Origin of the sequence: Gaoshiqia sediminis (assembly GCF_025907915.1) — a bacterium.
In the GTDB taxonomy this organism is placed as follows: Bacteria; Bacteroidota; Bacteroidia; order Bacteroidales; family Prolixibacteraceae; genus Gaoshiqia; species Gaoshiqia sediminis.
Genome location: NZ_JAPAAF010000034.1, coordinates 17,863 through 41,777 on the forward strand (window position 1 = coordinate 17,863; position 23,915 = coordinate 41,777).

A 23,915-nucleotide genomic window follows, 5' to 3' on the forward strand; every position below is an offset into this window, starting at 1 on the left:
ACTAATTTTTAAAATTCCAAAACAGAAAAATTGAAAAACACATGAAGAAATTTGCTATTCCTTTAGAAAACGGACGTTTATGTTCGCACTTTGGTCACTGCCAGCAATTTGCCATCATCGAAACAATGGATGGAAAAATAACTGTACAAAATTTGGTTACCCCACCCCCGCACGAACCAGGACTGTTGCCCCAGTGGCTCAGCGAACATGGAGTAACCCACGTTATTGCCGGCGGAATTGGCCAAAAAGCGATCAACCTGTTTAATGGGCAAAACATCCAGGTGACGGTTGGTGCACAACCTAAACAACCCGCTGAATTAGTTGAAGACTGGCTGACAAACTCCTTGGTTTCCGGTGCAAACGCCTGCGACCATTAAACAACGTATTATGGGTTTTGACTACCGCTGCTTTTTTTGTTTTAACCGAGCTTTTGAGCGATTGCTGAAAAAAGAGCAGTTGACAACCGAAGAGGCAAACCATTTTACCGGTGAGATGATGAAACTATATCTCGAAGGAAGTAAAACGCTTTCAACACCTCAATTTTCAAGGGAATTGCACATCCGGCTGAAGAAATATACCGGCCAGTCCGATCCGTATCTGCACGGGAAAAAGCAAAGCAATGATCTGGTACTTTCGATGTATCAAACGCTCAAGAAAAAAGTTGAAGCAGCCACCGACCCGTTTGACATGGCGCTTAGATTAGCTATCGCAGGCAACATTATCGATTTTGCCGTGAATGACCAATACAACCTGAATGAAACAATCGATTTTGTGCTTAGTTCCGACTTCGGAATTGACCACTCCCAAGAGTTGAAAGCAGCATTAAGCCAGGCAAATACCGTTTTGTACCTGGGCGATAATAATGGGGAGGTGGTATTCGACAAATTGTTTATTGAAACAATCAATCATCCCAATCTGGTTTATGCCGTGCGCGGGGCGCCCATCATCAATGATGTTACCCTGGAAGATGCAACCTATGTTGGAATGGACAAACTGGTGCCTGTTATTTCGAACGGCTTCGATGCCCCGTCAACCATTTTGGAACATTGCTCCGGGGAATTCAGAGAAGTATTCAACACAGCCGATGTCATCATTTCCAAAGGACAAGGAAACCTGGAAGGATTGCTTGACCACCCGGCCAATAACCTGTTTTTCCTGCTCATGGTAAAATGCGATGTGATTGCCGAACGGCTCGGAGTTTCAAAAGGCAGTTTTGTGGTGAAGCACAACACAAATAACACAAGAAAGACAGCATGAAAATAGCCATTGCAAGCGGAAAAGGCGGAACCGGGAAAACGCTGGTTTCAACCAACCTGTTTCAGATCGTCCGAAAAGCCGGCAAACCGGTAATCCTGATTGATTGTGACTCGGAAGAACCCAATGACCAACAATTTATCAACGGGAATCTCATCGATGAACAACTGGTCACCCAAAACATTCCGGTCATCGATACCGATAAATGCACCTATTGCGGGAAGTGTCAGGAATATTGCCACTACAATGCCATACTGGTTTTACCTGAAATCAAACACATTCAAGTAGTTGAAGATCTTTGTCACGATTGCGGCGCCTGTCTGTACGCCTGCCAGTACGGTGCCATCACCGAAAAAGAAAAAATGATTGGCGCCATCACGAAATTTGAAGTTGATGAGCGCTCATCGCTGTATGAAAGCCGCATAGAGGTTGGCGTTTATTCGTCGGTGCCTTTAATCCGCGAAGCCATCAAAGATGCCGGAAACGGGCATTTTGCCATTTTAGACGCACCTCCCGGCACCTCCTGCCCCTTTATCGCCACAGTTGAACAGGCCGATTACGTGGTATTGGTTACCGAACCCACTCCCTTTGGACTAAACGACCTGAAATTGTCGGTAGAAACACTTCAGGAGTTAAAAAAGCCGTTTGGCGTAGTCATCAATCGGGCAGGTCTGGGCAACAATGCCGTACAGGAATATTTAGCTGAAAACAAAATTCAACTGCTGGCAGAAATTCCTTTCGACCGAAAAATTGCGGCAAGCTATTCCGAAGGGGTATTGATTACCGATTCACTCGATGAATATCGTGAGCTGTTTGTCCAATTGTATAAAACATTAGAAAAGAAGGCATCATGAAAGAAATTGTCGTTTTAAGCGGAAAAGGGGGAACCGGAAAATCAAGTCTCAGCGCGGCACTGGCCACATTGGCCTCTAAAATTATTGTAGCCGATTGCGATGTAGATGCCGCCAACCTGCATATTGTCCTTCATCCCGAAAACTACCGGGAAGAAGTTTACGTTTCAGGGCAAAAGGCGGTGATCGATTATGACAAATGCACCGATTGCGGAACCTGCATGGATTACTGCCGTTTTGATGCCATCCGCCTGGAAAACGGAAAGTATCTGATTTCCGAAACGGCCTGTGACGGGTGCCAGTTATGTGAAAGAGTATGCCCGGCAAAGGCCATCAATATGGTTGAGCATGACAAAAGCCGCTGGTATGCCGGCGACATCACGAATGGGAAAATGATCCACGCGCGCTTAGCTCCGGGCGAAGACAACTCGGGCAAGCTGGTCAATATTGTGCGCGAACAGGCCCGTGAGGCGGCCAATGAAATCGGAGCCGAACTGATCCTGATTGACGGGCCTCCCGGTATTGGGTGCCCGGCTATTTCCAGCATGACGGGTGCCGATGAAGTGGTACTGGTTACCGAGCCAACCCAGTCCGGCATGCACGATTTAAAACGCATCGTCGAGCTGGCCGGGCAATTTCGGATCCACTCCAGCGTGGTGATTAATAAATACGACCTGAATACCCGCATCAGTGATGAACTGGAAAAATGGTGCCAGTACATGAAAATTCCGGTAATTGGAAAAATCCCGTTTGACAGGTCGATTGTGGATGCTATGGTAAACTGCCAAAGCATCATTGACTGGGCCCCCGATTCTGATATTAGCAACGAAATAAAATTAATTTGGAATAAACTCATTTGTCATGAAACCACAAGATCCATTTGAAAAAATAGCCATGCCTGGTGTGAAAAACGTTATCGTCGTTGCATCCGGTAAAGGTGGAGTCGGAAAATCGACCGTATCTGCCAACCTGGCCGTGGCATTGGCCCGTGAAGGTTATAAAACAGCCTTGTTTGACGCCGACCTGTACGGCCCTTCGGCGCCAATCTTCTTTGGCCTTCAGGATCAAAAACCGGAAGTAATAAAGGAAGGAGAACATGAACAGATCATCCCAATTGAGAAGTACGGAGTCAAAATCATGTCCATCGGATTTTTCATCCTGTCCAAAAAATCGCTTATTTGGCGCGGACCGGCAGCCACTGCAGGGCTTGTCCAGCTCTTGTCAACCACCCAATGGGGCGAAACCGATTTCCTGATTATCGATTTCCCTCCCGGAACCGGCGACATTCAGCTTACAACGATTCAGAAATTAAACCTGACCGGGGCCATCCTGGTAACCACACCCCAGCACATTGCCCTGGCAGACGCCCAAAAAGCCGCCGACATGTTCCACACCCCACTGATCCAAGTTCCCGTACTGGGCGTGGTCGAAAACATGTCGTACTTCACCCCAACGCAACATCCCGATGAAAAGTATTATCTTTTTGGCCAGGGGGGTGGCGAAAAACTGGCACACCAACTCGGTGTCCCTCTACTTGCGAAGATCCCGCTCGTAGCCGATGTTTGCGAACTGAGTGACAGTGGAAAAACCATATTCTCCTCTGCGGACCATCTTATCGGAGATCAATTTCAACAGTTGGCCCAACAAGTAAGTCAATTGTTAGTAACTCATGTTTAATCGTACTTTTTATGGAACCGATCACCTACACCCCTATCGGGATCATTCATTCTACCAACAAAAAACCGGAAGGGACACCCATTCAGTTTTCCGGTGCTAAAAACTCACCAGGTGAAATTGAAATTTTCCCTGAGTATATCGAAGGGCTGGCAGATCTGGATGGTTTCTCGCATGTGATTTTGCTGTACCATTTTCATCTCATCGAAAAACCCATGCTGACGGTGAAACCTTTTATGGACGACTGTGAACACGGGGTATTTGCAACCCGAAGCCCGGCCCGGCCCAATCCGATTGGTTTTTCCATTGTACGAATTACCGAAATCAGGGGAAACCTGATTTTTATTGAAGGCGTGGATATTGTGGACAGTACTCCGCTACTCGATATAAAGCCTTACGTTCCACAGTTTGATGCGGTAACCATCGAAAAAACCGGCTGGCTGGAAAACAATGCCCATAAACATACAACGACCAAAGACGACGGAAGATTTTTAAAATGAACGAAAACAATCAGATTGTGGGGATCTTTAAACTGCGCCCGCGTTATGGCGAAGTTGACCGCATGGGCTATGTTTACCATGCCAACTACGTCAGCTATTGTCATCAGGCACGCACAGAATTACTGCGGCAATTTGGGATTGACGACAACACCCTGGAAAGCCATAATATCATGTTACCGGTGATTAGCATGAATCTGCGCTATTTAAAACCAGCCTGTTACGACGAATTGCTGTCCATCAAAACCACTATTTCAGAAATGCCTTCCACGCGCTTTTCATTTCATTTTGAAATCCGTAACGAAACCGGCGAACGCATCTGCACAGCCGAATCGTCGGTTGTTTTTGTTGACAGCCATTCCCGGAAACCCATGCGGGTGCCGGATTTTGTCATTCAGGCTCTTGAAAATCATTTAACCAAGCAATATGCCGAAACTAACTGTATTAACTGAAAACACAGCGGGCGGCCGCTTTTTGGCCGAGCACGGCCTTTCGTACTTAATTGAGATGGACGGGCACACGATTTTATTTGACACGGGATCCAGCGATGTTTTTCTGCGCAATGCTTCGAAAATGAATATCGACTTGCAAAAATCGGTTGACCAAATTGTACTGAGCCACGGCCATTGGGACCACGGCGATGGACTTCGTTTTATTGAAAAAAAGCCACTTCTAACCCATCCGGCTGCTTTCATGAAACGCTTCCGAAAAACCGATGGAACTCCAGTTGGCTTATCGTTGGATCACGATACGCTCAGCAAAAAATTTGATTTGCACACTACAGCCAAGCCTTTCCAGATCTCCAAACACCTTTTCTTTTTGGGCGAAATCCCCCGAAAAAACAATTTTGAATCGCAAACCACCAGTTTTTGCGATGAAAACGGGAACGATGATTTCGTTCCGGATGATTCGGCCCTGGCGTTGATTGTAAACGACCAGCTTGTGGTGATCTCAGGTTGCTCCCATTCAGGCATTTGCAACATATGCGAATACGCCAAACAGGTAACGGGCATCAATGCCATTGATACTGTGATCGGCGGTTTTCACCTGAAACACAACAACGAACAAACCGGGAAAACCATCCGGTATTTTGAACAGGAAAAAGTGAACAGGATTATTCCGTCACATTGTACCGAACTTCCGGCGCTTGCTGCTTTTCATCTAAAATTCAACACAGCCCAGCTAAAAACCGGACAACAAATTCGGTTCTAATCCAAATGAACAATAATCAATTCAATATCATGGAAAATCAAAAAAAAATAATCGTAATTGGCGGTTCGGCAGCAGGACCAAAAGCTGCTGCACGTGCCCGAAGAATGGATGAATTTGCCGAAATTACCATGTTCCAGAAAGGACCGGACCTTTCCATGGCCTCCTGCGGATTTCCTTATTTTGTGGGTGGCTTTTTCGACGATCGGAACAAGCTGTTGTGCACCCCGACGGGAGTGGTCCGCGACCCCAAATTTTACTGGAATGCCAAGGGGATTGTGGCCCGGATAAATACCGAAATCACCCGTATCGATCGGCGAAAAAAAACTGTGGAATACAAAGACCTGATTACAGGCGAAACTGGAGTACAAACCTATGACAAATTGGTGATCGCTACCGGAGCCACTGCGAACAGGCCGCCAATTAAGGGAATTGAGCTCGATGGTATTTCTACATTGCAGTCGATGCAGGATGCTGACTATCTTCGGAAAATACGCGACGAAGGTAAGATTAAGAAAGCTGTTGTCATTGGTGGCGGCTTAATTGGCATTGAAACACTCGAGGCGTTACAACTTTCGGGTATTGAACTCACCATGATTGAACTGCTGCCCCAACTACTTACTTTCCTGGATTGGAAATTGGCCAAATTGGTAGAAAATTACCTGAAAACGAAAGCCAACGTAATCACCAAAAACGGAGTAGCTGAGTTTATCGGAGAGAACGGAAAGCTGGTTGCCGTTAAACTGCAAAACGGCACTGAAATACCGTGCGAACTGGCAGTGGTAGCAATCGGTGTGCGTCCAAATGTGGCCCTGGCACGCGAAGCGGGAATCGAGATTGGTTCCCTCGGTGGTATTTCAGTGAATGAACACATGCAAACCAGCGATCCGGATATTTATGCTGCTGGCGACTGCTGCGAAATTACTAACCTGATTACCGGTCAAAAAGTACTGGCTCCATACGGCGACTTAGCCAACCTGGAAGGCCGCGTTGCCGGCGAAAACTGCATCCGGGGAAATGTGGCTACTTTCCCGGGAACCATCCAAACCGGTGTCTGCAAGTTGTTTGAATACGGCGTTGGTATCACCGGGCTTTCCGAAGAAAAAGCACTCGCAGCAGGAATTGACTTCGTGAAAGTGATCAATGCCAGCCCCGACAAGCCCGGTTTTATGGACGGTAAATTACTGGTCACAAAACTGATCGCCGAAACGGAAACCGGCACCATACTTGGCGCCCAATGTGTGGGCCCGGGCGATGTAAGCAAACAATTGGCTATCTGGGCAACAGCCATCAAAGGCGGTCTCACGGTTGACGATATGGTAAATGCCGACCTGCCTTATGCCCCACCCTTCTCATTAGCTATCGACCACAGTATTGCCACAGCACATATTCTTCAAAATAAAATGCACGGTTTGTTTGAAGGAATTTCGGCGCTCGAAGTAAAACAAAAGGTGGATCGCGGCGAAGATTTGTTCATCCTCGACACCCGCGGGGCTGATGAGTATGAAGAAACACGCCTCGGCATTGGAGAAACCCTCATTCCGGTGGGAATGCTTCGGAAACGAATGAATGAACTTCCGACAGATAAAAGCCAGGAAATTATAACCTATTGCAAGATTTCGCTACGTGGCTATGAGGCGGCTATGCTTTTAAAAGCTCACGGATATACCAACGTCAAAGTGATGGAAGGGGGCATTGCTGCCTGGCCATTCGATAAGGAAAAATAGCATCAGGCAGAGGACATCCGAACAAGGTGTCCTCTGTTGTTTTCTACTATTGACGACGTTGCATTCTTAAAAATCGAGGGTCAACTGCACCGGCCCGGAGCCGAGATGCGGAAAATTGGAAACAGTCAGCCCCAACAGGCGTACGCCCTTAACAAACGGCGCTTCGTGCCCTAGCAGTTCAAGTGCAGTTTGGTGCAACAGTTCCCTTTGCGTAAAAGTATCTGTCAACGTTTTGCTGCGGGTAATCTGCTCAAAGTCGGCAAACTTAATTTTCAAGGTGAGTGTTCGCCCGAAAGTTTGAGCACGCTGGAGCCGGCGCCAAAGCTCGTCCTCAATTTCCTGCATGCGCTCTTCCAACACCTCCAGTTGCTGATAGTCTTCGCTGAAAGTGTTCTCTGCCCCCAGCGATTTTCTCTCGCGTTCTGGCTCCACCTGGCGATCGTCAATCCCGCGAACAATTTGGTAGTAGTAAATTCCCGATTTACCAAATTGGTGCACCAGCTCGGCCAGCGTCAGCTTTTTCAGGTCTGCACCCATGTAAATTCCCTGCTTATTGAGCTTCTCTGCCGTTACCCGCCCGATGCCAAAAAATTTTCTCACCTCCAGTTTATCCAGAAAAGCTTCGGCCTGGTCGGGCGTAATGACAAATATTCCATCCGGTTTGTTCACATCCGAGGCCACCTTGGCCAAAAACTTGCAGTACGACACCCCTGCCGAAGCGGTCAGCCCGGTCGTTTCCTTGATACGTTTCTTAATTTCTTTGGCAATCAGTGTGGCTGATGGTTTTCCTTTTTTGGCAAACGTTACGTCCAGGAAAGCCTCGTCGAGCGATAATGGTTCCACCAGGTCTGTATATTCAAAGAAAATCTCCCGGATTTGACGACTGACAGCTTTGTATTTTTCAAAGTTTCCGCGGACAAAGATCAGATTGGGGCATTTTCGCTTGGCCACTACCGACGCCATGGCCGAACTCACCCCAAATTTTCGGGCTTCGTAACTGGCCGCCGCGACAACCCCGCGCAGGTGGTCGCCTCCAACAACGACAGGCTTTCCGCGCAAGGCCGGGTTGTCGCGCTGCTCCACCGATGCAAAAAATGCATCCATATCCACGTGTATAATTTTTCGTACTGACGTATACATAGATCAAGGCAAAAATAGAAATTCAAAACAGGCACACGGACTTGATTCAGTTGCGTTGCAAACAGATACGTTTACGAAATCCGGATCAAACTGGTACAATCAACTCTGCACCAGCTACAAAACACAACCCTGGACATAAAAAAAGCACCCGAAATTCAGGTGCTTTCATTCATATCATATCTAAGCGGGTTTACCAGGCAAATAAAGGAAGATCCTTCATCATGGCATTTACCCTTTTGCGAACGGAAGTAATTACTTCTTCGTTTTCTACGTCCGACAATACTTCGTCGATCAGATCAACGATAATCCCCATCTGGTCTTCTTTCAGGCCACGGGTTGTAACGGCGGGAGTTCCCACACGCAAACCGGAAGTCGTGAATGGCGAACGACTGTCAAATGGCACCATGTTTTTGTTGATGGTGATATCAGCTTTCACCAGTGCATTTTCGGCAGTTTTACCTGTCAATTCAGGGAATTTAGTCCGCAGATCAATCAACATGCTGTGATTGTCCGTCCCGCCTGAAATCACCTTGTAGCCTTTATCCACAAAAGCCTGGGCCATCACGGCAGCATTCTTTTGAACCTGAGTTTGATATACTTTATAGGAAGGATCAAGCGCTTCGCCAAAAGCTACTGCTTTGGAGGCAATCACGTGTTCCAACGGACCACCTTGCTGTCCGGGGAAAACGGCAAAATCCAGCACAGCCGACATCATTTTGGTTTCACCCTTTGGTGTTTTAAAACCGAAGGGGTTCTCAAAATCTTTGCCCATCAGGATGATACCGCCACGGGGCCCGCGAAGGGTTTTGTGGGTAGTTGAAGTAACCACGTGAGCATATTTCACCGGGTTTTCGAGCAGGCCGGCAGCAATCAATCCAGCCGGGTGGGCCATATCGATCATCAGCATAGCGCCAACCTCGTCAGCAATTTTACGCATCCGGGCATAGTCCCATTCACGCGAATAAGCCGAGGCGCCGCCAATAATCAGCTTGGGCTTGTGTTCCTTGGCCAAGGCTTCCATTTCATCATAGTCAACCAGGCCGGTCTCTTCCTTCACATGATAAGCAATGGGTTGGTAAAGAATGCCGGAAGAGTTTACCGGTGAACCATGAGAAAGGTGACCGCCATGCGACAAGTCGAGCCCCAGGAATTTATCGCCCGGGTTCAGGATGACGCTCAATACGGCAGCGTTTGCCTGAGCGCCCGAGTGGGGTTGCACGTTGGCATATTCAGCGCCAAAAAGCTCTTTCAAACGGTCGATGGCCAACTGCTCGGTTTGGTCAACACACTGGCATCCGCCATAATAGCGTTTACCAGGATAACCTTCGGCATATTTGTTGGTCATTACCGACCCCATTGCTTCCATCACCTGGTCGCTGACAAAGTTTTCCGAAGCAATCAGCTCAATTCCGCTAAGCTGGCGCTGGCGTTCTTTTTCAATAATGTCAAATACAAGTTGATCTCTTTTCATCTGATATATTTTCAAATTTTTGAAGTTACAATAACCACATGGTTCCAAGCAGGAACCCGGAATACAATCGTTGAAAACTATTTTAAAAGTGAAACCGCAAAGGTAAGATTTTTTGGTGTGGGCGAAACGAATAGAAATCAACAAAATGCTATTTTTTATGAACGTCAGGACCGCATGAAAACATTTCTTGCTTCTCAGGACCATTCGGTGTAACAACAAATCAAACTTTCAGCGCCCAAAGTTCGTATTGTTATATGTAATCTGCTAATCTCGTACTCTCAACCATTTTGCCGTTGGGCTTTCCGGCATTGCGGGTGCCTGACAATTAAAACGGTTAATGGTCTATGCGCGATGTATCTGCAACATCTATTAAATTAACGGTTTTAAACCTGACACCATGCCCATCAAAAAACTTAAAGAGTATCTGGACAAAAATAACATCGAGTACATCACCATTCGTCACTCGCTGGCTTACAATGCCCAGAGAATCGCTGCCACCACCCACATTCCCGGAAAAGAACTGGCCAAAACCGTCATGGTAAAAATTGACGGACGTATGGCGATGGCCGTTCTGCCGGCTTCGTACCTGATCAACTTGAAACTGCTGAAGGAAACTACCGGAGCCAAAAAAGTTGAAATAGCCAACGAATTGGAATTTAAGCACTTGTTCCCTGATTGCGAAATCGGCGCGATGCCACCATTTGGAAATTTGTACGATATGGAAGTATATGTGGCCGAAAGCCTGGCCGACGATGAAGAAATTGCTTTCAACGCCGGTACTCATGTCGAACTGATCCGCATGGCTTATGCCGATTTTGAACGGTTGGTACAACCCGTGGTTCTCCAGTTCTCAAATGCCCGGACGGCTTGAGCTGACGGCAGGAAAAAAAACATTCAATTTACAGGAAAAGAAACCTCGCTTTGTTGGAGGTTTCTTTTTTTTACATGAAATTTGAAAACTCATAGAGCATCAAATGATTGTAAATCCGCATAGAATAGTTTTTAAATGACATTTAAAGAACGCCCTCTGTTACTCACATCCGCACTCGCCTTAAGCGCACTCGGAAGCAGCTTGGCCATGTTTGCCTATTTGGGGACAGCCGCCTTTTTTGATCCGGCCAGAACATTCATACAAAAATTCACCGATCTGCAAAACAGCCAGCTGATACATCCGTTGTACCTGCTTATTTTTGGAGCATTGTATCTGTTGTCGCTTGTTGGCGTGCTAAAAATGTGGAAGTGGCAAAAAACAGGCTATTTCTTTTACACTGCTGCCCAATTGGCAATTTGGTCCATCCCCTTGATCCGGATTGGAGCAAACGCCGTTTCGAGTACCAATACCGTTTTCACGCTGATTTTTATTGGCATTTATACGGTTTACCTGAAGTCGTTCAACTAAAAAACTCCCGGATTACCCGAGAGCTTGTTCATTTTACCGGTGAAATTATCAGGTGCCTTTCAATCATGCGAGAGCGTGCGTACCTTGTTCCGGTAATTCGAAAATACCCTCGCCCTGGAAATGAAACCGATATATTTCCCTTTGTCAATAACAGCCAGGTTAAAGCGTCCACTGCTTTCGAATTTGGCTGCCACCACGTGCATCGAATCGCGCGGTGAAATATAATGCTCTGGCATATACATAATATCACGGACATGAACCGTATCATATAATTCATGGTTGAAAATTATCTCGCGGATATCATCCATTTTCACCATTCCACGAAGTGTTCCATCCTCTTCCACAACCGGAAACAGGTTTCGTTTGGAGCGGGCAATAATTTTGGTCAGATCACCCAGTGTGGCATCGGGCGAAACCACTTCAAAATCGGTTTCAATCAACTCGGCCACTTCCATAAAATGCAAAACGGCTTTGTCTTTATGGTGGGTAATCAGTTCACCCTTAAGTGCCAGCCGTTTGGTATAAATTGAATGCGGCTCAAAACGCATAATCGTCAGATACGACGCCGTTGCTGAAATAATCAGCGGAAAAAAAAGCTGATAACCACCCGTAATTTCGGCTGTCAGGAAGATGCCCAGCAGCGGCGCATGCATCACACCAGCCATCATGGCACCCATACCTGCCAGCGCAAAATTGTCGAGCGGAAGATTAAGCCCAAGCGCCAGATTGGCAAAGCTGGCCACAAAATACCCGCCAATGGCCCCTACAAACAGGGTTGGCGCAAAAATCCCTCCTACCCCGCCACTTGCCGTTGTAGCAGTCATAGCAATCACTTTAAAGAAGATCAGCATCAACAAAAAAACAACAATAAACCAAGGATTGTCCTTAAAACCGTAAAACAAGGAGTTATCGAGCAAATTGGCCCCCATATCATTAAACACCTTATTAACAGATTGATAACCTTCACCCCAAAGTGGTGGAAATATGAAAATCAGCAGCCCCAGGATCAGCCCTCCGTAAATGATTTTTAGGTATTGTTTCCGGATGCTTTTAAATTTAAATTCCATATACATGGTCATGCGTGTAAAATAAAGCGACACGAAGCCAGAGAAAATTCCCAATATCAGGTAAAAGGGCACATTGGACGCGTCGAATCCATGAATGAGTTCAAATTTAAACATGACGGCATCACCCATAAAATAGTATGCCAAAACAGCAGCCGAAATGCCAGAAATAAGCAAAGGGATCAACGAGGCCATTGTCAGATCGAGCATCAGCACTTCCAGTGTAAAAATGATCCCGGCCAGCGGCGCTTTAAAAATACCGGCGATTGCCCCCGTTGCCCCACACCCGAGCAACAACATGGTATCAGCATGATTGAGCTTAAAAAACCGCCCCACATTTGAACCAATTGCCGAGCCGGTAAGCACCACCGGCGCCTCGGCCCCTACCGAACCGCCAAATCCAATAGTAAAACTACTGGTAATGATGCTCGAAAACGTATGATGCACTTTTAGCAAGGCTTTGTTTTGACTGATTGACGCCAATACCTTTGAAACGCCATGTCCCAAATCGTCTTTAATAAAGTGTTTGACAATCAAAACTGTAATCACAATACCGGTTACCGGGAATGCAAAAAATAAAACATTCTCGCTTGTAATATTCAGATTTCCCACTAAGGTTTCGCCAATGAAGTGAACCAAATTTTTTAGAATTAGAGCTGCAATGCCGCTGATAATCCCAATTGCCAAACTGAGCCAATAAATTTTCCGATCCCCCGCAAAGCGCATAAACAGGGAAATAACCTTCTTTCTAATTTCTGCCATTTCTATATATTCTTATTCATGCGAAAAATCACTCATAGTTTTCCGGTAAGATGAAAACACTCTTGCCCGTGATATAAACCCAATGTATTTACCATTGTCGATAACCGCAATATTGTAACGACCGCTGCTTTCAAATTTCTCAACCACCTGCTCCATCGAGTCATCCGTACTGATGTAATGCTCCGGATGGTACATCAAATCGCGCACCCGGACTTTATCGTACAATTCTTGTTTAAAAATCAGGTGCCGGATGTCGTCCATTTTCACCATTCCTTTCAAATACCCGTTTTCATCCACAATGGGAAAAAGGTTCCGGTGGGCGGTTGAAATGGCATTTGTCAAATCCCGCAGACTTGCTTCTGGATGCAAGGTCACAAAATCAGTTTCAACCAGTTTGCTCACCTCCATCATTTGCATCACATTTTTGTCTTTATCGTGTGTCATCAGTTCCCTGCGTTGGGCCAGCTGAAAGTGGTACACCGAGTTAGGTGCAAAGGCCTTCACTGTGAGGTACGAGAAGGTTGCCGTAATCATCAGCGGAACAAACAGCTGGTAACCGCCCGAAATATCAGCAATAAGGAAAATGCCCGTCAAAGGAGCCTGCAATACGCCCGCAATAAGTCCTGACATTCCGATGAGCGCAAAGTTGTTTTTATCAATCTGCTGAATCCCAATTTTATCAACCACCAGAGCAAACAACATTCCCGTGTTTACGCCGATAAACAAAGTTGGTGCAAAAATGCCCCCTACTCCTCCACCGCCGAATGTTATGGCCGTAGCAGCCACCTTCAGTAAAATAATGGCAATTAAGATGGCAAATGTAATCAACATACTTTCTTTCCACTGAAAGAAAATTGATTTTTCGAACAAGTAGCCAACATCACCTTTCAGACAGGAATTTATTGATTCGTATCCCTCGCCGAAAAGCGCCGGAAACAAGAAGATCAATGCGCCCAGCAGTAATCCGCCAATCAGCAAACGGTTCCATAAACTGGTCATCCGTTCAAACAGATCCGAAATGAAGATGTATATTTTTGTGAAATAAGCCGAAATCAAGCCAGCCACAATGCCCAACAAAATATAGTACGGCAAATCTGCAATTTCAAATGTACTTTCAACCTTGAACGGGTAAAGAACATCGTGCCCCATGAAAAAATACGAGGTGACTACCGCCGACGACGAAGCCAGCAACAATGGCACGAGCGAAAAGGTTGTCAGCTCAATCATTATCACTTCCACGGCAAATACGATAGCAGCAATCGGCGCTTTAAAAATGGCAGCCATGGCCGCCGCCGCTGCACAAGCCAGCATCAGGATTGTATAGCGGTAATTCAACCTGAAAAATTTTGACAGCCAGGAACCATAAGCGGCCCCGGTCACCACAGTTGGGCCTTCCAACCCTACCGAACCCCCAAAACCAACTGTAATGGCGCTGGCAACAATCGACGAAAACAGATTGTGTTTGCTCAATTCGCCACGCCGCTTCGAAATGCTGTGCAAAACATTAGGAATACCCGGCCTCACCGGTTTTCGGATTACAAATTTGACAAACAATACCGTCAGGAAAATCCCGACAAAAGGCAAAACCACGTATAACGAATTATAGTCTTCCGGGTTAATAGCCCTGTTAATCAGGCGTTGGATAAACCAAACCGTGTTTTTAATGACAGTTGCAGCGATGCCAACCATGACCCCAATGGCCACACTCAACACCACGATAAAATTGCGTTCGCTCAGATTCCGTAAACGCCAACGGTGAAACCGCACAAAGATGGGCAGGCGTTTTTGCATACAGTACAAAATTAGTTATTCGCCAAGGAAAAGTTAAGAATCTATTTTTTCTTTTTGAATATATCTTTGATGGATTCCCAAACTTTTTTCTTTTCGGGTTGCGACTTGTCTGTTCTCCGGGATTGTAACTGTCCCGAATCCTTCTTTCGGGCAAACACACGCTCAATGATGTTGCCAATATTTTCTTTTTCAAGCATTTCGAGATATGGTGGTATGTCCAGATCAGCCAATATTTCGGAAGAAGGATCAATAAACGAAGCATGCTGCAAGTTCCGGTAGCGCGGGTCGTTGTACATTTTGTTGAAAAATTTACCTACGATGGGCAAGGCCATGTATGCGCCCTGTCCGTATTTGATGGTGCGAAAATGGATGCCGGGGTCATCGGCGCCCACCCAGCAGCCAGCGACCAAACGCGGGCTCATCCCAATAAACCACCCGTCTGAATGATCTTGGGTAGTGCCCGTTTTTCCGGCAAAATCGCCAGGGATACGGTACACCGAACGAATGGAGGTTCCTGTCCCTTCGTCAATCACCGATTCAAGCATGTGCACCAGAATCCGGCAATTCTCCTCATCCATGCTGGTACGCAAGGGGGCAGGCTTTTGAAATTGAGCCAACAGCTTGCCCTGGTTATCTTCGATGGCCACCAAATAATGGGGTTTAATTTGTGTACCTCCGTTTACCAACGTAGCATAGGCCGAAACCATTTCTTTTAAACTGACGGAAGCAACCCCCAACGCCAGCGAGGGAAACTCAGGCAAATCGCTCGTAATGCCTAGTTCATGCGAAGTTTTGACTACCTTGCCGATGCCTGTCTGCATCAGCATATCTACGGCAACGGTATTGATTGACTGGGATAAAGCACCTTCCATGCTATAAAAACCTTCATAATGCTCGTGTGAATTTCGCGGTGACCAGTCTTGGTATTCCTCATAAACTTTGCGCTCGTTGGCAAAATAATCATACGGGCTGATACCGTTTTCCAGGGCAGCCAGGTAAACAAAGGGCTTGAAGGTGGAGCCGGCTTGCCGAGCTGCACTAACATGGTCGTATTTGAAAAAACGAAAATCAATACCGCCTACCCAAGCTTTCAGTTCGCCGGTTGCCGGCTCAACTGCCACAAAACCTGCGTTGAGTAGCCTTAGGTAATGTTTTACCGAGTCGATCGGCGTGGTTTGCACCTGCTTGTCGCCATCCCATGAAAAAAGAGTAGTTTCAATTTTTTTATTGAAAGCTTCCTGGATTTCCGCCTCTGTTTTTCCCGCGGCGACCATCTTCTTATACCGTTCGGTTTGTTTGATGGCGCGCTGCAAAATAGCTGGTTGCCGCAACCATGGCTCTGAACTGTTCCAGTGGAAATCGAATACAGCTTGCAGGTTTTTCATGTATTCTTTCACCGATTGTTGAGCAAAATACTGGAAATCGTAATTTAATGTCGTAGTAATCCGCAAACCGTCGGTATATAAGTTATAAGCATCTCCATTTTCTTTCTGATGTTCTCTGCACCATTCCAACAGTTCTGGTTTCAGCATCTCCAAAAAATAGGGAGCCGGCCCTTCGTTGTACGAAATCCTGCGATAACGAAGCTTTAGTGATTTCGCCTGAAAAACTTCCCCTTCATCGGGGCTCAGAAAATTATTTTTCACCATCTGCCCGATCACTACATTTCGTCTTTCTTTCGAACGTTCGGGATACAAGCGCGGATTGTACGCATTGTTTGCCTTCAACATGCCCACCAACACGGCGGCTTCGTCAACCGTAAGCGCCTTAGGACTCTTGCTGAAAAATCGTTCCGATGCTACTTCGATCCCAAAAATATTTTCCCCAAACGGAACCGTGTTCAGATATAAAGTGAGAATTTCTTCTTTGGTGTAAATTCGCTCCAGACGATAAGCAATGATCGCTTCGCGAAGTTTATTCACCGGCATGGAAAACACCCACAAATCGTTACGGGGAAATAAGTTCTTGGCAATTTGCTGGCTCAGGGTACTGCCTCCCCCTGCGCTCCGGTTTTGCATGAGCACTGATTTCACCAGCACCCGGAACAAAGCTACTTCATCAATTCCACGATGCTCGTAAAAACGGGAATCTTCCGTGGCCACCAAGGCATGAATGACGTTGGGCGAAATCTCATCGTACCTCACATTGCTGCGATTCTCCACGTAATAACGTCCCAACAACTTACCATCGGAGGAAAATACTTCCGACGCCTGTGGGTTTTTGATATCGTGTAATTGGGCCGTACTGGGAACAAAACCCAAAAAACCAAGATAAACAGCAGTAAAAAAGAGTCCAAACAAAATGAAACCAGCAGCAAATACCTTCACAAATAATAACAAAGCACGCTGAGCTAAGGATGCTTTTCGTTTCGTTTTTCGCTTGGTCTTAGGTTTGGACTTGGATGTAGTACTTCGCTTTACGGGCGTCTTCTTCTGCGGCATGTGATCAAAAATTTTCATTCAAAACTACGCAATAAAACGTGAATTCGGGGCGCACATTTTCAAATGCAACAAAAACTTTTCAAAAAAATAATTGTCTTATACAAAGAAAACGAACTGAGAAGCATCATGAAAATAGCCATCACCGGAGCAAACGGATACATTGGTCAAGAATTGATTTACATCCTGAAAGAAAGAGGGCATAAAATTTTTGCATTAAACCGGCAACAATTATACGGACAACCTGAAACACTGGCTGCATCTTTGGAAAATACAGATGCAGTGATCAACCTGGCCGGAGCACCGATTCTGCAGCGATGGACAAAATTCAACCAGTCAGTAATTTATAACAGCCGGGTAGTTACAACCCGTAACCTGACCCAAGCCATCAATTTGCTGGCACCTGGAAACAGGCCCAGAATATTTGTGTCTGCTTCTGCGGTTGGAATCTATCAAACAGGTCAATCGCACGATGATAGCAGTAGCAAGTTCGATCCCGGATTTCTCGGGAAATTAGTCACCGATTGGGAAAAGGCCTCTGATGAGCTGCCGGTGGATGTTCGGAAGGTCACTTTTCGGATTGGCGTAGTATTGGGCAGAGAATCTCATACAATAAAAAAAATGCTCCCTCTTTTTAAACTGGGACTGGGCGGAAAATTGGGCAACGGACAACAACCATTTCCGTTCATCCATATTCACGATTTGGTGCTGGCATTCTACCAAAGCCTGGAAGACGAAACATTTACCGGAATTTACAACCTGGTAGCGCCGGATCAGACTACCAACCAACGCTTTACCCAACTGCTAGCAAAAAAACTGAAGGGGCCTGCCTTCTTTAAAGTTCCCTGTTTTATGCTGAAACTAATCTATGGCCGGGCATCTGAAATTATCTTAAAAGGGCAAAGAGTCATTCCGAACCGTCTTCTTTCCAAGGGATTCATGTTTCAATATCCTGATATATCTGCTTGTATAGAAGAAATTCTGCAATTAAATGGATCAAAAAGCAGTTAACCGAGACGCAAAAAAGCCCCACCAAAATGGCAGGGCTTAAATATATTATAAATGGGAATCCAATTACAATTGAGGTCCGGCAGCAACCAATGCTTGCCCTTCTTCGTTATCGGTAAATTTCTCAAAATTCTTAATAAAGCGAGAAGCAAGATCTTTTGCATTTTTCTCCCATTCCGAAACATCAGCATAGGTATCACGAGGATCCAAAATTTTCGGGTCAACACCTGGCAAAGCGGTAGGAACCTCCAGATTGAAGATAGGAATAACTTTAGTTTCTGCCTTATCAATCGAACCATCTAAAATGGCATCAATGATACCGCGAGTATCTTTAATGGAGATACGTTTCCCGGTGCCATTCCATCCTGTATTTACAAGGAAAGCTTCAGCTCCATGCTCTTCCATCTTTTTCACCAACTCTTCACCATATTTAGTGGGATGCAGAGAAAGGAAAGCAGCCCCGAAACAAGCAGAAAAAGTTGGCTGAGGAGATGTAACGCCACGCTCTGTACCAGCCAATTTAGCAGTAAAACCAGACAGGAAGTGGTATTCAGCCTGCTCAGGTGACAATTTAGAAACGGGAGGCAACACACCGAAAGCATCAGCAGAAAGGAAAATAACTTTCTTAGCGTGACCGGCTTTAGATACAGGTTTAACAATATTGTCGATGTGGTAAATCGGATAGGAAACCCGTGTATTTTCAGTCACAGAACCATCTGTGAAATCAATTTTCCCATTTTCGTCAACTGTAACGTTTTCTAACAATGCATCGCGTTTGATAGCACGATAAATATCAGGTTCAGATTCCGGATCAAGGTTGATGGTTTTTGCATAGCATCCACCTTCGAAATTGAATACACCTTCATCATCCCAACCATGTTCGTCGTCACCAATAAGCTGGCGCTTAGGATCAGTTGACAAAGTTGTTTTACCAGTACCTGAAAGCCCGAAGAAAATAGCAACATCGCCTTCTTTTCCAACATTGGCAGAGCAGTGCATTGAAGCGATTCCACGCAATGGCAGGTAGTAATTCATCATGGCGAACATACCCTTTTTCATTTCACCTCCATACCAGCTACCACCAACAACATGCATCTTTTCAGTCAAATTGAAAACGGTGTACACTTCAGAATTTAAACCATGTTCTTTCCATTTAGGATTCGAAGTTTTTGAAGCATTCAACGAAACAAAATCAGGTTCTCCGTAATTTTCCAACTCTTCAGCTGTTGGTCTGATGAACATGTTTGTCACAAAATGGGCTTGCCATGCAACTTCCATGATAAAACGGACTTTCAAACGGGTATCTTCGTTAGCCCCGCAAAAAGTGTCAACAACAAAAAGTTTTTTCCCGGAAAGTTGCTTGGTTGTAATCTCTTTCAGATCATTCCATACTTCGGGAGTAGTTGGTTTATTGTCATTTTTTGCATGATCAGAAGTCCACCAAATAGTATCTTTCGTTGTATCATCTTTTACGATGAACTTGTCTTTTGGCGAGCGTCCGGTAAAAACTCCAGTCATCACGTTTACAGCGCCCAATTCGGTCACCATTCCTTTTTCGAAACCTTCCAAACCTGGCTTGGTTTCTTCTTCAAATAAAACATCGTAAGAAGGATTATAAACGATTTCTTTGACGTCGGTAATACCGTACTTTGATAAATCAAGATTTCTCATAAGTCAACAATTAAAAAATTAAAATTTCCAACAAAACCATTTTTCTCGGCAGACAAAAATAATTTTTTTTGAAGATTAGGGAGGAGGGCACTTTCCAAATTCAGGTTATTTTTCAGTTATCACTATAAAAAGTAGGCAGTGTGTTTGTTAACACACTGCCTGCCAGTTAGGTTACAAATCAACTTCTATAAAATCAGAATGTTAAGAAATTATTATCAAAAATTCTGATTAATCTAAGAACGGGGATGAAAATGCGTAAGCGTATTTTTCAAATAATCCCGATCCAGATGCGTGTAAATCTCAGTTGTCAAAATAGACTCATGCCCAAGCATTTCCTGAACTGCCCGTAAGTCTGCACCCCCTGAAATCAAATGGGTAGCAAAAGAATGACGAAACGTATGCGGACTGATTTTTTTGTTCAAGCCAACTTTTTCGGCCAAATTTTTAATGATCGTGAATATCATCACCCGGCTCAGTTTTTTACCACGACGGTTCAAAAACAAAATATTTTCGCTTTCGGGACTAATTTTTAATGTTTTGCGGTATCCATGTAAGTAACGGGTAATTTCCTCAATGGCCTTTGAACTGACCGGCACTAGTCTTTCTTTTTCGGATTTACCTTCCACCTTTATAAATCCTTGGTCAAAAAACAGGTTTGTCACTTTCAGGTTTACCAGTTCGGAAACGCGTAAACCGCAACTGTAAAGTGTTTCGAGCATGGCTTTGTTACGCTGACCTTCTGGTTTGATTAAATCCACACCGTCAATGATCAGATCTATTTCTTCCATGGTCAACACATCGGGCAGTTTTCGGCCAATCTTTGGAGACTCAAGCAAAGTGGTAGGGTCGCTGTTGATTTTGCCTTCCATCAGCAAATATTTAAAGAAGGACTTAATCCCCGAAATGGTACGGGCCTGGGTACGCGGAGAAACGCCGCGATCATTGATATATTCAATAAAACTGCGCAGATGGTTTATCCTTACCTTCTCCGGTGTTAAACGTTTAAAACTTTCATCCAAAAATGCCATCAGTTTATTGATGTCATTAATGTAAGCTGCGATTGAGTTTTGAGACAGAGACTTCTCCAATCTCAGGAATGTCTCAAATCCTTTTTTACTGTCTTCCCATTTCATAATTAAAACAATTAATTTTTTCTAAAAACTTTTAAATACTTTTGTTTTTTGCTGTAGCAAATTTTTAAAGGCCTTGGCATTGAAATTAGTTTCTTCCCCAAGATTACATAATTTTCAATACGTAGGAGCCTTGATAAAGTTACTGGTTTTTTTTAAAAAACAAACAAAAAATGAAAATATTGTTAATAAATGGCCCAAATTTAAACTTATTGGGCAAAAGAGAAAAAAATATTTATGGTGATCTTTCTTTTGAAACATATTTTAAAACATTAAAAGATAGATTCCCATCTTTAGACCTTGAGTACTATCAGTCTAACATCGAAGGAGAGATCATAAATAAAATTCATGAAGCAGGTTTTACGTACGATGGGATTGTCATAAACGCAGGGGCTTATACACACACTTCGGTGGCTATCCGCGATGCTATTTCCGGTATTACAACACCCGTAGTTGAGGTTCACATCTCCAACATTCTCACCCGCGAAAGTTTCAGGCACGAATCGCTGATTGGGCCGGTATGCCGTGGAAGTATCATGGGATTTGGACTGGACTCATACCGGTTAGGAATCGAAAGTTTCATTAAAAATTAACGTTCGGAGAAATTACCTGCATTAACGGGTGACTATTACAAGGAGTAAAGAAAATTAGCTAATTTTGTGGCCCCATAATGTTATCTAGTTTGAAATGAAACACACAAAAATTGTTGCCACAATCTCAGATCTGCGCTGTGAACCTGAGTTTGTTGAAGCCTTGTATAAGGCAGGGATGAATGTTGCCCGGATGAACACGGCACACATCACCGAGGAAAGCGCCCTGGACATGCTCAACAACATACGTTCAGTATCCGACTCAATTGGTATCCTGGTTGATACGAAAGGTCCTGAAATTAGGACAACTGAGGTGAAAGAATCCTATAAAGTTGAAGTTGATCAGTTGATTGAAGTATCCGGATTGGTGCGAGAAAGCACTCAAGGCCGGAATGTACTAACGGTTTCCTATCCAAAATTTCACGAAGAAATTCCTGCTGATGGCTCTCTGCTAATCGACGATGGAGAACTGGAATTGAGCGTTGTTGAAAAACACAATGACTTCGTTCTTTGCAAAGTTGAGAATCCCGGAACAATCAAAAACAAAAAAAGCGTCAATACTCCGGGGTTCAGCGTACAACTCCCTTCGGTTTCCGAAAAAGATGAAAAATTCATCGAATTTGCCGCGAAAAATAATGTTGATTTTATCGCCCACTCCTTCGTGCGCAATAAAGAGGACGTGCTAAAAGTTCAGGAACTGCTGGACAAACACAATAGTCCGATCAAGATCATCGCCAAGATTGAAAACCTGGATGGAGTGAACAACATTGATGAAATCCTGGATTATGCATACGGAATCATGGTTGCTCGTGGTGACCTTGGAATTGAAATCCCCGCCGAAAAAATTCCGGGCATCCAACGTCAGTTAATTAAAAAGGCTGTTCAGCGCAAGAAGCCGGTGATTGTTGCCACCCAAATGCTCCACAGCATGATCGACAATCCACGCCCTACACGCGCCGAAGTAAGTGATGTCGCCAACGCCATTTTCTCCCGGGCCGATGCGATTATGCTTAGCGGTGAAACGGCCTACGGACAATATCCCATTGAAGCTGTAAAGTACATGGATCGTATTGCACAGGAAATTGAACGTAGCAAAGACAAACGCAACGACATCATCATTCCGGCCGTGGAAAACGAAGTGGTAGCTTATTTGGCTGAAGCTGCCATCCAGGCATCCAACGAGCTGAAGACATCTGCAATTGTAACGAACACACTCACCGGCAAAACAGCACGCTATCTGGCCGCCTTCCGGGGTAACAACCCGGTTTACGCCTGCTGCTACGATATTAGTATTGCCCGTCAGTTATCGCTTTCGTATGGCGTTAGGGCCAACGTGATTGAGCCAAAACGCAACAAGTTTAAAATGGTGCGCTCGTCGCTGAGAACCCTGCTTGAGTCCAAACGACTGAAAGAAGAAGATATGGTCGTATATGTTGGCGGCAGCTTCGGAATCGGCGGCGGATCTACATTTATGGAGATCTCAACCGTTGATAAACTGACACACAAAACAAACGAATAGACCAGGTTTTTACCAACTATAAAAAGAAAAGGAGCCTGCAAGCTCCTTTTCTTTTTTCATCTTTTTTTTTTGAAATTTATCTCAAATCAATTACTTCAACTCCCGGATGTTTTGACTTGTCAAAAACAAAAGCGGAATCCTCGGCCGGAACATTTGTTTTCAGGTCGTTCACCTTCACAATATAATTGTTCCCTTCCTGTCCACCCATTTCAGCTTTTTTGATCAACATCTGTTTTTTATCAACTTGAATACGGATTTTGGAGTATTCAATGGAATTCGTCTGAGGGAAAAGGTCAATAACATAAATATCAGCCGTTTCTTCCACAAACTTATAATTAAAGCCCTCTTCGTAAATAGTAAACAATTTGGAAGGATTCATCATTTCACCGGAATCTTCATCCAGTGTGGTAATACTGACTTCATTGGCATCTTTCATATATGTCCAAACATTGCTTCCGTTACAGTAAATTTCGAGACCAAGAAGCGGTAGCTTCAACTGGTAGTTATCCCCTTTCATCAATATGTTCCCTTTATTTTCTTCGAAAATACCCTCCTCTTTATTCTCCATGACATAGTCGAACGAAGCCTGAATGGATGTATAAGATTGGGTAGTTTTAGTGACATTTTCGAGGATCGACTTGGCTTTGGGATCCTGCTGGGCCATGGCCATGATTCCGGCAAAGGCAAAAACGGCGAGCAATAAAAGTTTTCTCATGTTCA

At 44.8% G+C, this 23,915-nt stretch carries 22 protein-coding genes; 14 read left to right on the forward strand and 8 right to left on the reverse strand.

All coding sequences use genetic code 11. The features are described from left to right. Positions 1 to 41 precede the first annotated feature (41 nt). From N2K84_RS16435 to N2K84_RS16475, 9 genes are read left to right on the forward strand one after another with little or no spacing between them, the layout of a single operon-like run. Positions 42 to 377: a NifB/NifX family molybdenum-iron cluster-binding protein gene (locus N2K84_RS16435; RefSeq protein WP_282592922.1), complete on the forward strand. Its 336-nt coding sequence runs from the start codon at positions 42 to 44 to the stop codon at positions 375 to 377. Between the two features lie 10 nt (positions 378 to 387). Further along, on the forward strand, positions 388 to 1,257 hold the full coding sequence (locus N2K84_RS16440) for a damage-control phosphatase ARMT1 family protein (protein WP_282592923.1): 870 nt from the start codon (positions 388 to 390) through the stop codon (positions 1,255 to 1,257). Continuing rightward, on the forward strand, positions 1,254 to 2,108 hold the full coding sequence (locus N2K84_RS16445; RefSeq protein WP_282592924.1) for an ATP-binding protein: 855 nt from the start codon (positions 1,254 to 1,256) through the stop codon (positions 2,106 to 2,108). The genes N2K84_RS16440 and N2K84_RS16445 overlap by 4 nt, the downstream gene beginning before the upstream one ends. Beyond that, positions 2,105 to 2,989 (forward strand): nucleotide-binding protein, encoded by an 885-nt coding sequence (locus N2K84_RS16450; protein ID WP_282592925.1) that lies wholly within the window; start codon positions 2,105 to 2,107, stop codon positions 2,987 to 2,989. The genes N2K84_RS16445 and N2K84_RS16450 overlap by 4 nt, the downstream gene beginning before the upstream one ends. Continuing rightward, positions 2,967 to 3,782: an Mrp/NBP35 family ATP-binding protein gene (locus tag N2K84_RS16455; RefSeq protein WP_282592926.1), complete on the forward strand. Its 816-nt coding sequence runs from the start codon at positions 2,967 to 2,969 to the stop codon at positions 3,780 to 3,782. The genes N2K84_RS16450 and N2K84_RS16455 overlap by 23 nt, the downstream gene beginning before the upstream one ends. 11 nt (positions 3,783 to 3,793) lie before the next feature. Beyond that, the gene (tsaA, locus tag N2K84_RS16460) at positions 3,794 to 4,279 is read left to right on the forward strand and encodes a tRNA (N6-threonylcarbamoyladenosine(37)-N6)-methyltransferase TrmO (RefSeq protein WP_282592927.1); all 486 of its coding nucleotides are present in this window, start codon (positions 3,794 to 3,796) and stop codon (positions 4,277 to 4,279) included. After that, positions 4,276 to 4,728: an acyl-CoA thioesterase gene (locus N2K84_RS16465; RefSeq protein ID WP_282592928.1), complete on the forward strand. Its 453-nt coding sequence runs from the start codon at positions 4,276 to 4,278 to the stop codon at positions 4,726 to 4,728. The genes tsaA and N2K84_RS16465 overlap by 4 nt, the downstream gene beginning before the upstream one ends. Then, positions 4,703 to 5,488, forward strand: coding sequence for an MBL fold metallo-hydrolase (locus N2K84_RS16470; RefSeq protein WP_282592929.1), 786 nt, complete (start codon positions 4,703 to 4,705; stop codon positions 5,486 to 5,488). Before N2K84_RS16465 ends, N2K84_RS16470 begins: the two co-directional genes overlap by 26 nt. 29 nt (positions 5,489 to 5,517) lie before the next feature. Beyond that, positions 5,518 to 7,212, forward strand: coding sequence for an FAD-dependent oxidoreductase (locus N2K84_RS16475; protein ID WP_282592930.1), 1,695 nt, complete (start codon positions 5,518 to 5,520; stop codon positions 7,210 to 7,212). Positions 7,213 to 7,278: 66 nt separating this feature from the next. Here the strand turns inward: N2K84_RS16475 and dinB are convergent, their stop codons facing one another. Beyond that, positions 7,279 to 8,352, reverse strand: a complete 1,074-nt coding sequence (gene dinB, locus N2K84_RS16480; RefSeq protein ID WP_282592931.1) for a DNA polymerase IV — start codon at positions 8,350 to 8,352, stop codon at positions 7,279 to 7,281. Positions 8,353 to 8,542: 190 nt separating this feature from the next. Then, a complete protein-coding gene (gene glyA / locus N2K84_RS16485) occupies positions 8,543 to 9,823 on the reverse strand; it encodes a serine hydroxymethyltransferase (RefSeq protein WP_282592932.1) in 1,281 nt (426 codons plus the stop codon). Between the two features lie 397 nt (positions 9,824 to 10,220). On the opposite strand from glyA, the gene N2K84_RS16490 reads away from it, so the two are divergent. Then, positions 10,221 to 10,694 carry an aminoacyl-tRNA deacylase gene (locus tag N2K84_RS16490; RefSeq protein ID WP_282592933.1) on the forward strand — a complete coding sequence of 158 codons (474 nt, stop codon included), beginning with the start codon at positions 10,221 to 10,223 and terminating at the stop codon, positions 10,692 to 10,694. 135 nt (positions 10,695 to 10,829) lie between these two features. After that, positions 10,830 to 11,222 carry a hypothetical protein gene (locus N2K84_RS16495; protein WP_282592934.1) on the forward strand — a complete coding sequence of 131 codons (393 nt, stop codon included), beginning with the start codon at positions 10,830 to 10,832 and terminating at the stop codon, positions 11,220 to 11,222. Between the two features lie 59 nt (positions 11,223 to 11,281). Here N2K84_RS16495 and N2K84_RS16500 read toward each other — a convergent pair whose 3' ends face one another. Genes N2K84_RS16500 through N2K84_RS16510 form a run of 3 tightly spaced genes read right to left on the reverse strand, consistent with a single transcriptional unit; the run spans position 11,282 to position 17,280 of the window. After that, the gene (locus N2K84_RS16500) at positions 11,282 to 13,048 is read right to left on the reverse strand and encodes a chloride channel protein (RefSeq protein WP_282592935.1); all 1,767 of its coding nucleotides are present in this window, start codon (positions 13,046 to 13,048) and stop codon (positions 11,282 to 11,284) included. A gap of 12 nt (positions 13,049 to 13,060) precedes the next feature. Beyond that, a complete protein-coding gene (locus tag N2K84_RS16505; protein WP_282592936.1) occupies positions 13,061 to 14,839 on the reverse strand; it encodes a chloride channel protein in 1,779 nt (592 codons plus the stop codon). Positions 14,840 to 14,880: 41 nt separating this feature from the next. Further along, entirely contained in the window at positions 14,881 to 17,280 is a 2,400-nt protein-coding gene (locus tag N2K84_RS16510) for a penicillin-binding protein 1A (RefSeq protein WP_282592937.1), read from the reverse strand. Between the two features lie 126 nt (positions 17,281 to 17,406). On the opposite strand from N2K84_RS16510, the gene N2K84_RS16515 reads away from it, so the two are divergent. Further along, entirely contained in the window at positions 17,407 to 18,288 is an 882-nt protein-coding gene (locus N2K84_RS16515; protein WP_282592938.1) for a TIGR01777 family oxidoreductase, read from the forward strand. 63 nt (positions 18,289 to 18,351) lie between these two features. On the opposite strand, the gene pckA is transcribed toward N2K84_RS16515, so the two are convergent. Both pckA and xerD read right to left on the reverse strand, forming a co-directional pair. Continuing rightward, entirely contained in the window at positions 18,352 to 19,956 is a 1,605-nt protein-coding gene (gene pckA / locus N2K84_RS16520) for a phosphoenolpyruvate carboxykinase (ATP) (protein ID WP_282592939.1), read from the reverse strand. 233 nt (positions 19,957 to 20,189) lie between these two features. Next, on the reverse strand, positions 20,190 to 21,089 hold the full coding sequence (gene xerD, locus N2K84_RS16525) for a site-specific tyrosine recombinase XerD (RefSeq protein WP_282592940.1): 900 nt from the start codon (positions 21,087 to 21,089) through the stop codon (positions 20,190 to 20,192). Between the two features lie 170 nt (positions 21,090 to 21,259). On the opposite strand from xerD, the gene aroQ reads away from it, so the two are divergent. Further along, entirely contained in the window at positions 21,260 to 21,679 is a 420-nt protein-coding gene (gene aroQ, locus N2K84_RS16530) for a type II 3-dehydroquinate dehydratase (RefSeq protein WP_282592941.1), read from the forward strand. Between the two features lie 94 nt (positions 21,680 to 21,773). Next, the gene (gene pyk, locus N2K84_RS16535; RefSeq protein ID WP_282592942.1) at positions 21,774 to 23,195 is read left to right on the forward strand and encodes a pyruvate kinase; all 1,422 of its coding nucleotides are present in this window, start codon (positions 21,774 to 21,776) and stop codon (positions 23,193 to 23,195) included. Positions 23,196 to 23,271: 76 nt separating this feature from the next. Here pyk and lolA1 read toward each other — a convergent pair whose 3' ends face one another. Beyond that, entirely contained in the window at positions 23,272 to 23,910 is a 639-nt protein-coding gene (gene lolA1, locus N2K84_RS16540) for an outer membrane lipoprotein periplasmic chaperone LolA1 (RefSeq protein ID WP_282592943.1), read from the reverse strand. Positions 23,911 to 23,915: the final 5 nt, after the last annotated feature.

Excerpts from the sequence above, each read along its gene's own strand:
- N2K84_RS16470 (WP_282592929.1), top strand. The coding sequence starts at position 4,703 with ATGCCGAAACTAACTGTATTAACTGAAAACACAGCGGGCGGCCGCTTT.
- aroQ (WP_282592941.1), top strand. The coding sequence starts at position 21,260 with ATGAAAATATTGTTAATAAATGGCCCAAATTTAAACTTATTGGGCAAA.
- N2K84_RS16475 (WP_282592930.1), top strand. The coding sequence starts at position 5,518 with ATGGAAAATCAAAAAAAAATAATCGTAATTGGCGGTTCGGCAGCAGGA.
- N2K84_RS16490 (WP_282592933.1), top strand. The coding sequence starts at position 10,221 with ATGCCCATCAAAAAACTTAAAGAGTATCTGGACAAAAATAACATCGAG.
- N2K84_RS16505 (WP_282592936.1), bottom strand. The coding sequence starts at position 14,839 with ATGCAAAAACGCCTGCCCATCTTTGTGCGGTTTCACCGTTGGCGTTTA.
- N2K84_RS16435 (WP_282592922.1), top strand. The coding sequence starts at position 42 with ATGAAGAAATTTGCTATTCCTTTAGAAAACGGACGTTTATGTTCGCAC.
- N2K84_RS16515 (WP_282592938.1), top strand. The coding sequence starts at position 17,407 with ATGAAAATAGCCATCACCGGAGCAAACGGATACATTGGTCAAGAATTG.
- xerD (WP_282592940.1), bottom strand. The coding sequence starts at position 21,089 with ATGAAATGGGAAGACAGTAAAAAAGGATTTGAGACATTCCTGAGATTG.
- lolA1 (WP_282592943.1), bottom strand. The coding sequence starts at position 23,910 with ATGAGAAAACTTTTATTGCTCGCCGTTTTTGCCTTTGCCGGAATCATG.
- glyA (WP_282592932.1), bottom strand. The coding sequence starts at position 9,823 with ATGAAAAGAGATCAACTTGTATTTGACATTATTGAAAAAGAACGCCAG.
- N2K84_RS16445 (WP_282592924.1), top strand. The coding sequence starts at position 1,254 with ATGAAAATAGCCATTGCAAGCGGAAAAGGCGGAACCGGGAAAACGCTG.
- pckA (WP_282592939.1), bottom strand. The coding sequence starts at position 19,956 with ATGAGAAATCTTGATTTATCAAAGTACGGTATTACCGACGTCAAAGAA.
- N2K84_RS16450 (WP_282592925.1), top strand. The coding sequence starts at position 2,105 with ATGAAAGAAATTGTCGTTTTAAGCGGAAAAGGGGGAACCGGAAAATCA.
- N2K84_RS16500 (WP_282592935.1), bottom strand. The coding sequence starts at position 13,048 with ATGGCAGAAATTAGAAAGAAGGTTATTTCCCTGTTTATGCGCTTTGCG.
- dinB (WP_282592931.1), bottom strand. The coding sequence starts at position 8,352 with ATGTATACGTCAGTACGAAAAATTATACACGTGGATATGGATGCATTT.
- N2K84_RS16495 (WP_282592934.1), top strand. The coding sequence starts at position 10,830 with ATGACATTTAAAGAACGCCCTCTGTTACTCACATCCGCACTCGCCTTA.
- N2K84_RS16510 (WP_282592937.1), bottom strand. The coding sequence starts at position 17,280 with ATGCCGCAGAAGAAGACGCCCGTAAAGCGAAGTACTACATCCAAGTCC.
- pyk (WP_282592942.1), top strand. The coding sequence starts at position 21,774 with ATGAAACACACAAAAATTGTTGCCACAATCTCAGATCTGCGCTGTGAA.
- N2K84_RS16465 (WP_282592928.1), top strand. The coding sequence starts at position 4,276 with ATGAACGAAAACAATCAGATTGTGGGGATCTTTAAACTGCGCCCGCGT.
- N2K84_RS16455 (WP_282592926.1), top strand. The coding sequence starts at position 2,967 with ATGAAACCACAAGATCCATTTGAAAAAATAGCCATGCCTGGTGTGAAA.
- tsaA (WP_282592927.1), top strand. The coding sequence starts at position 3,794 with ATGGAACCGATCACCTACACCCCTATCGGGATCATTCATTCTACCAAC.
- N2K84_RS16440 (WP_282592923.1), top strand. The coding sequence starts at position 388 with ATGGGTTTTGACTACCGCTGCTTTTTTTGTTTTAACCGAGCTTTTGAG.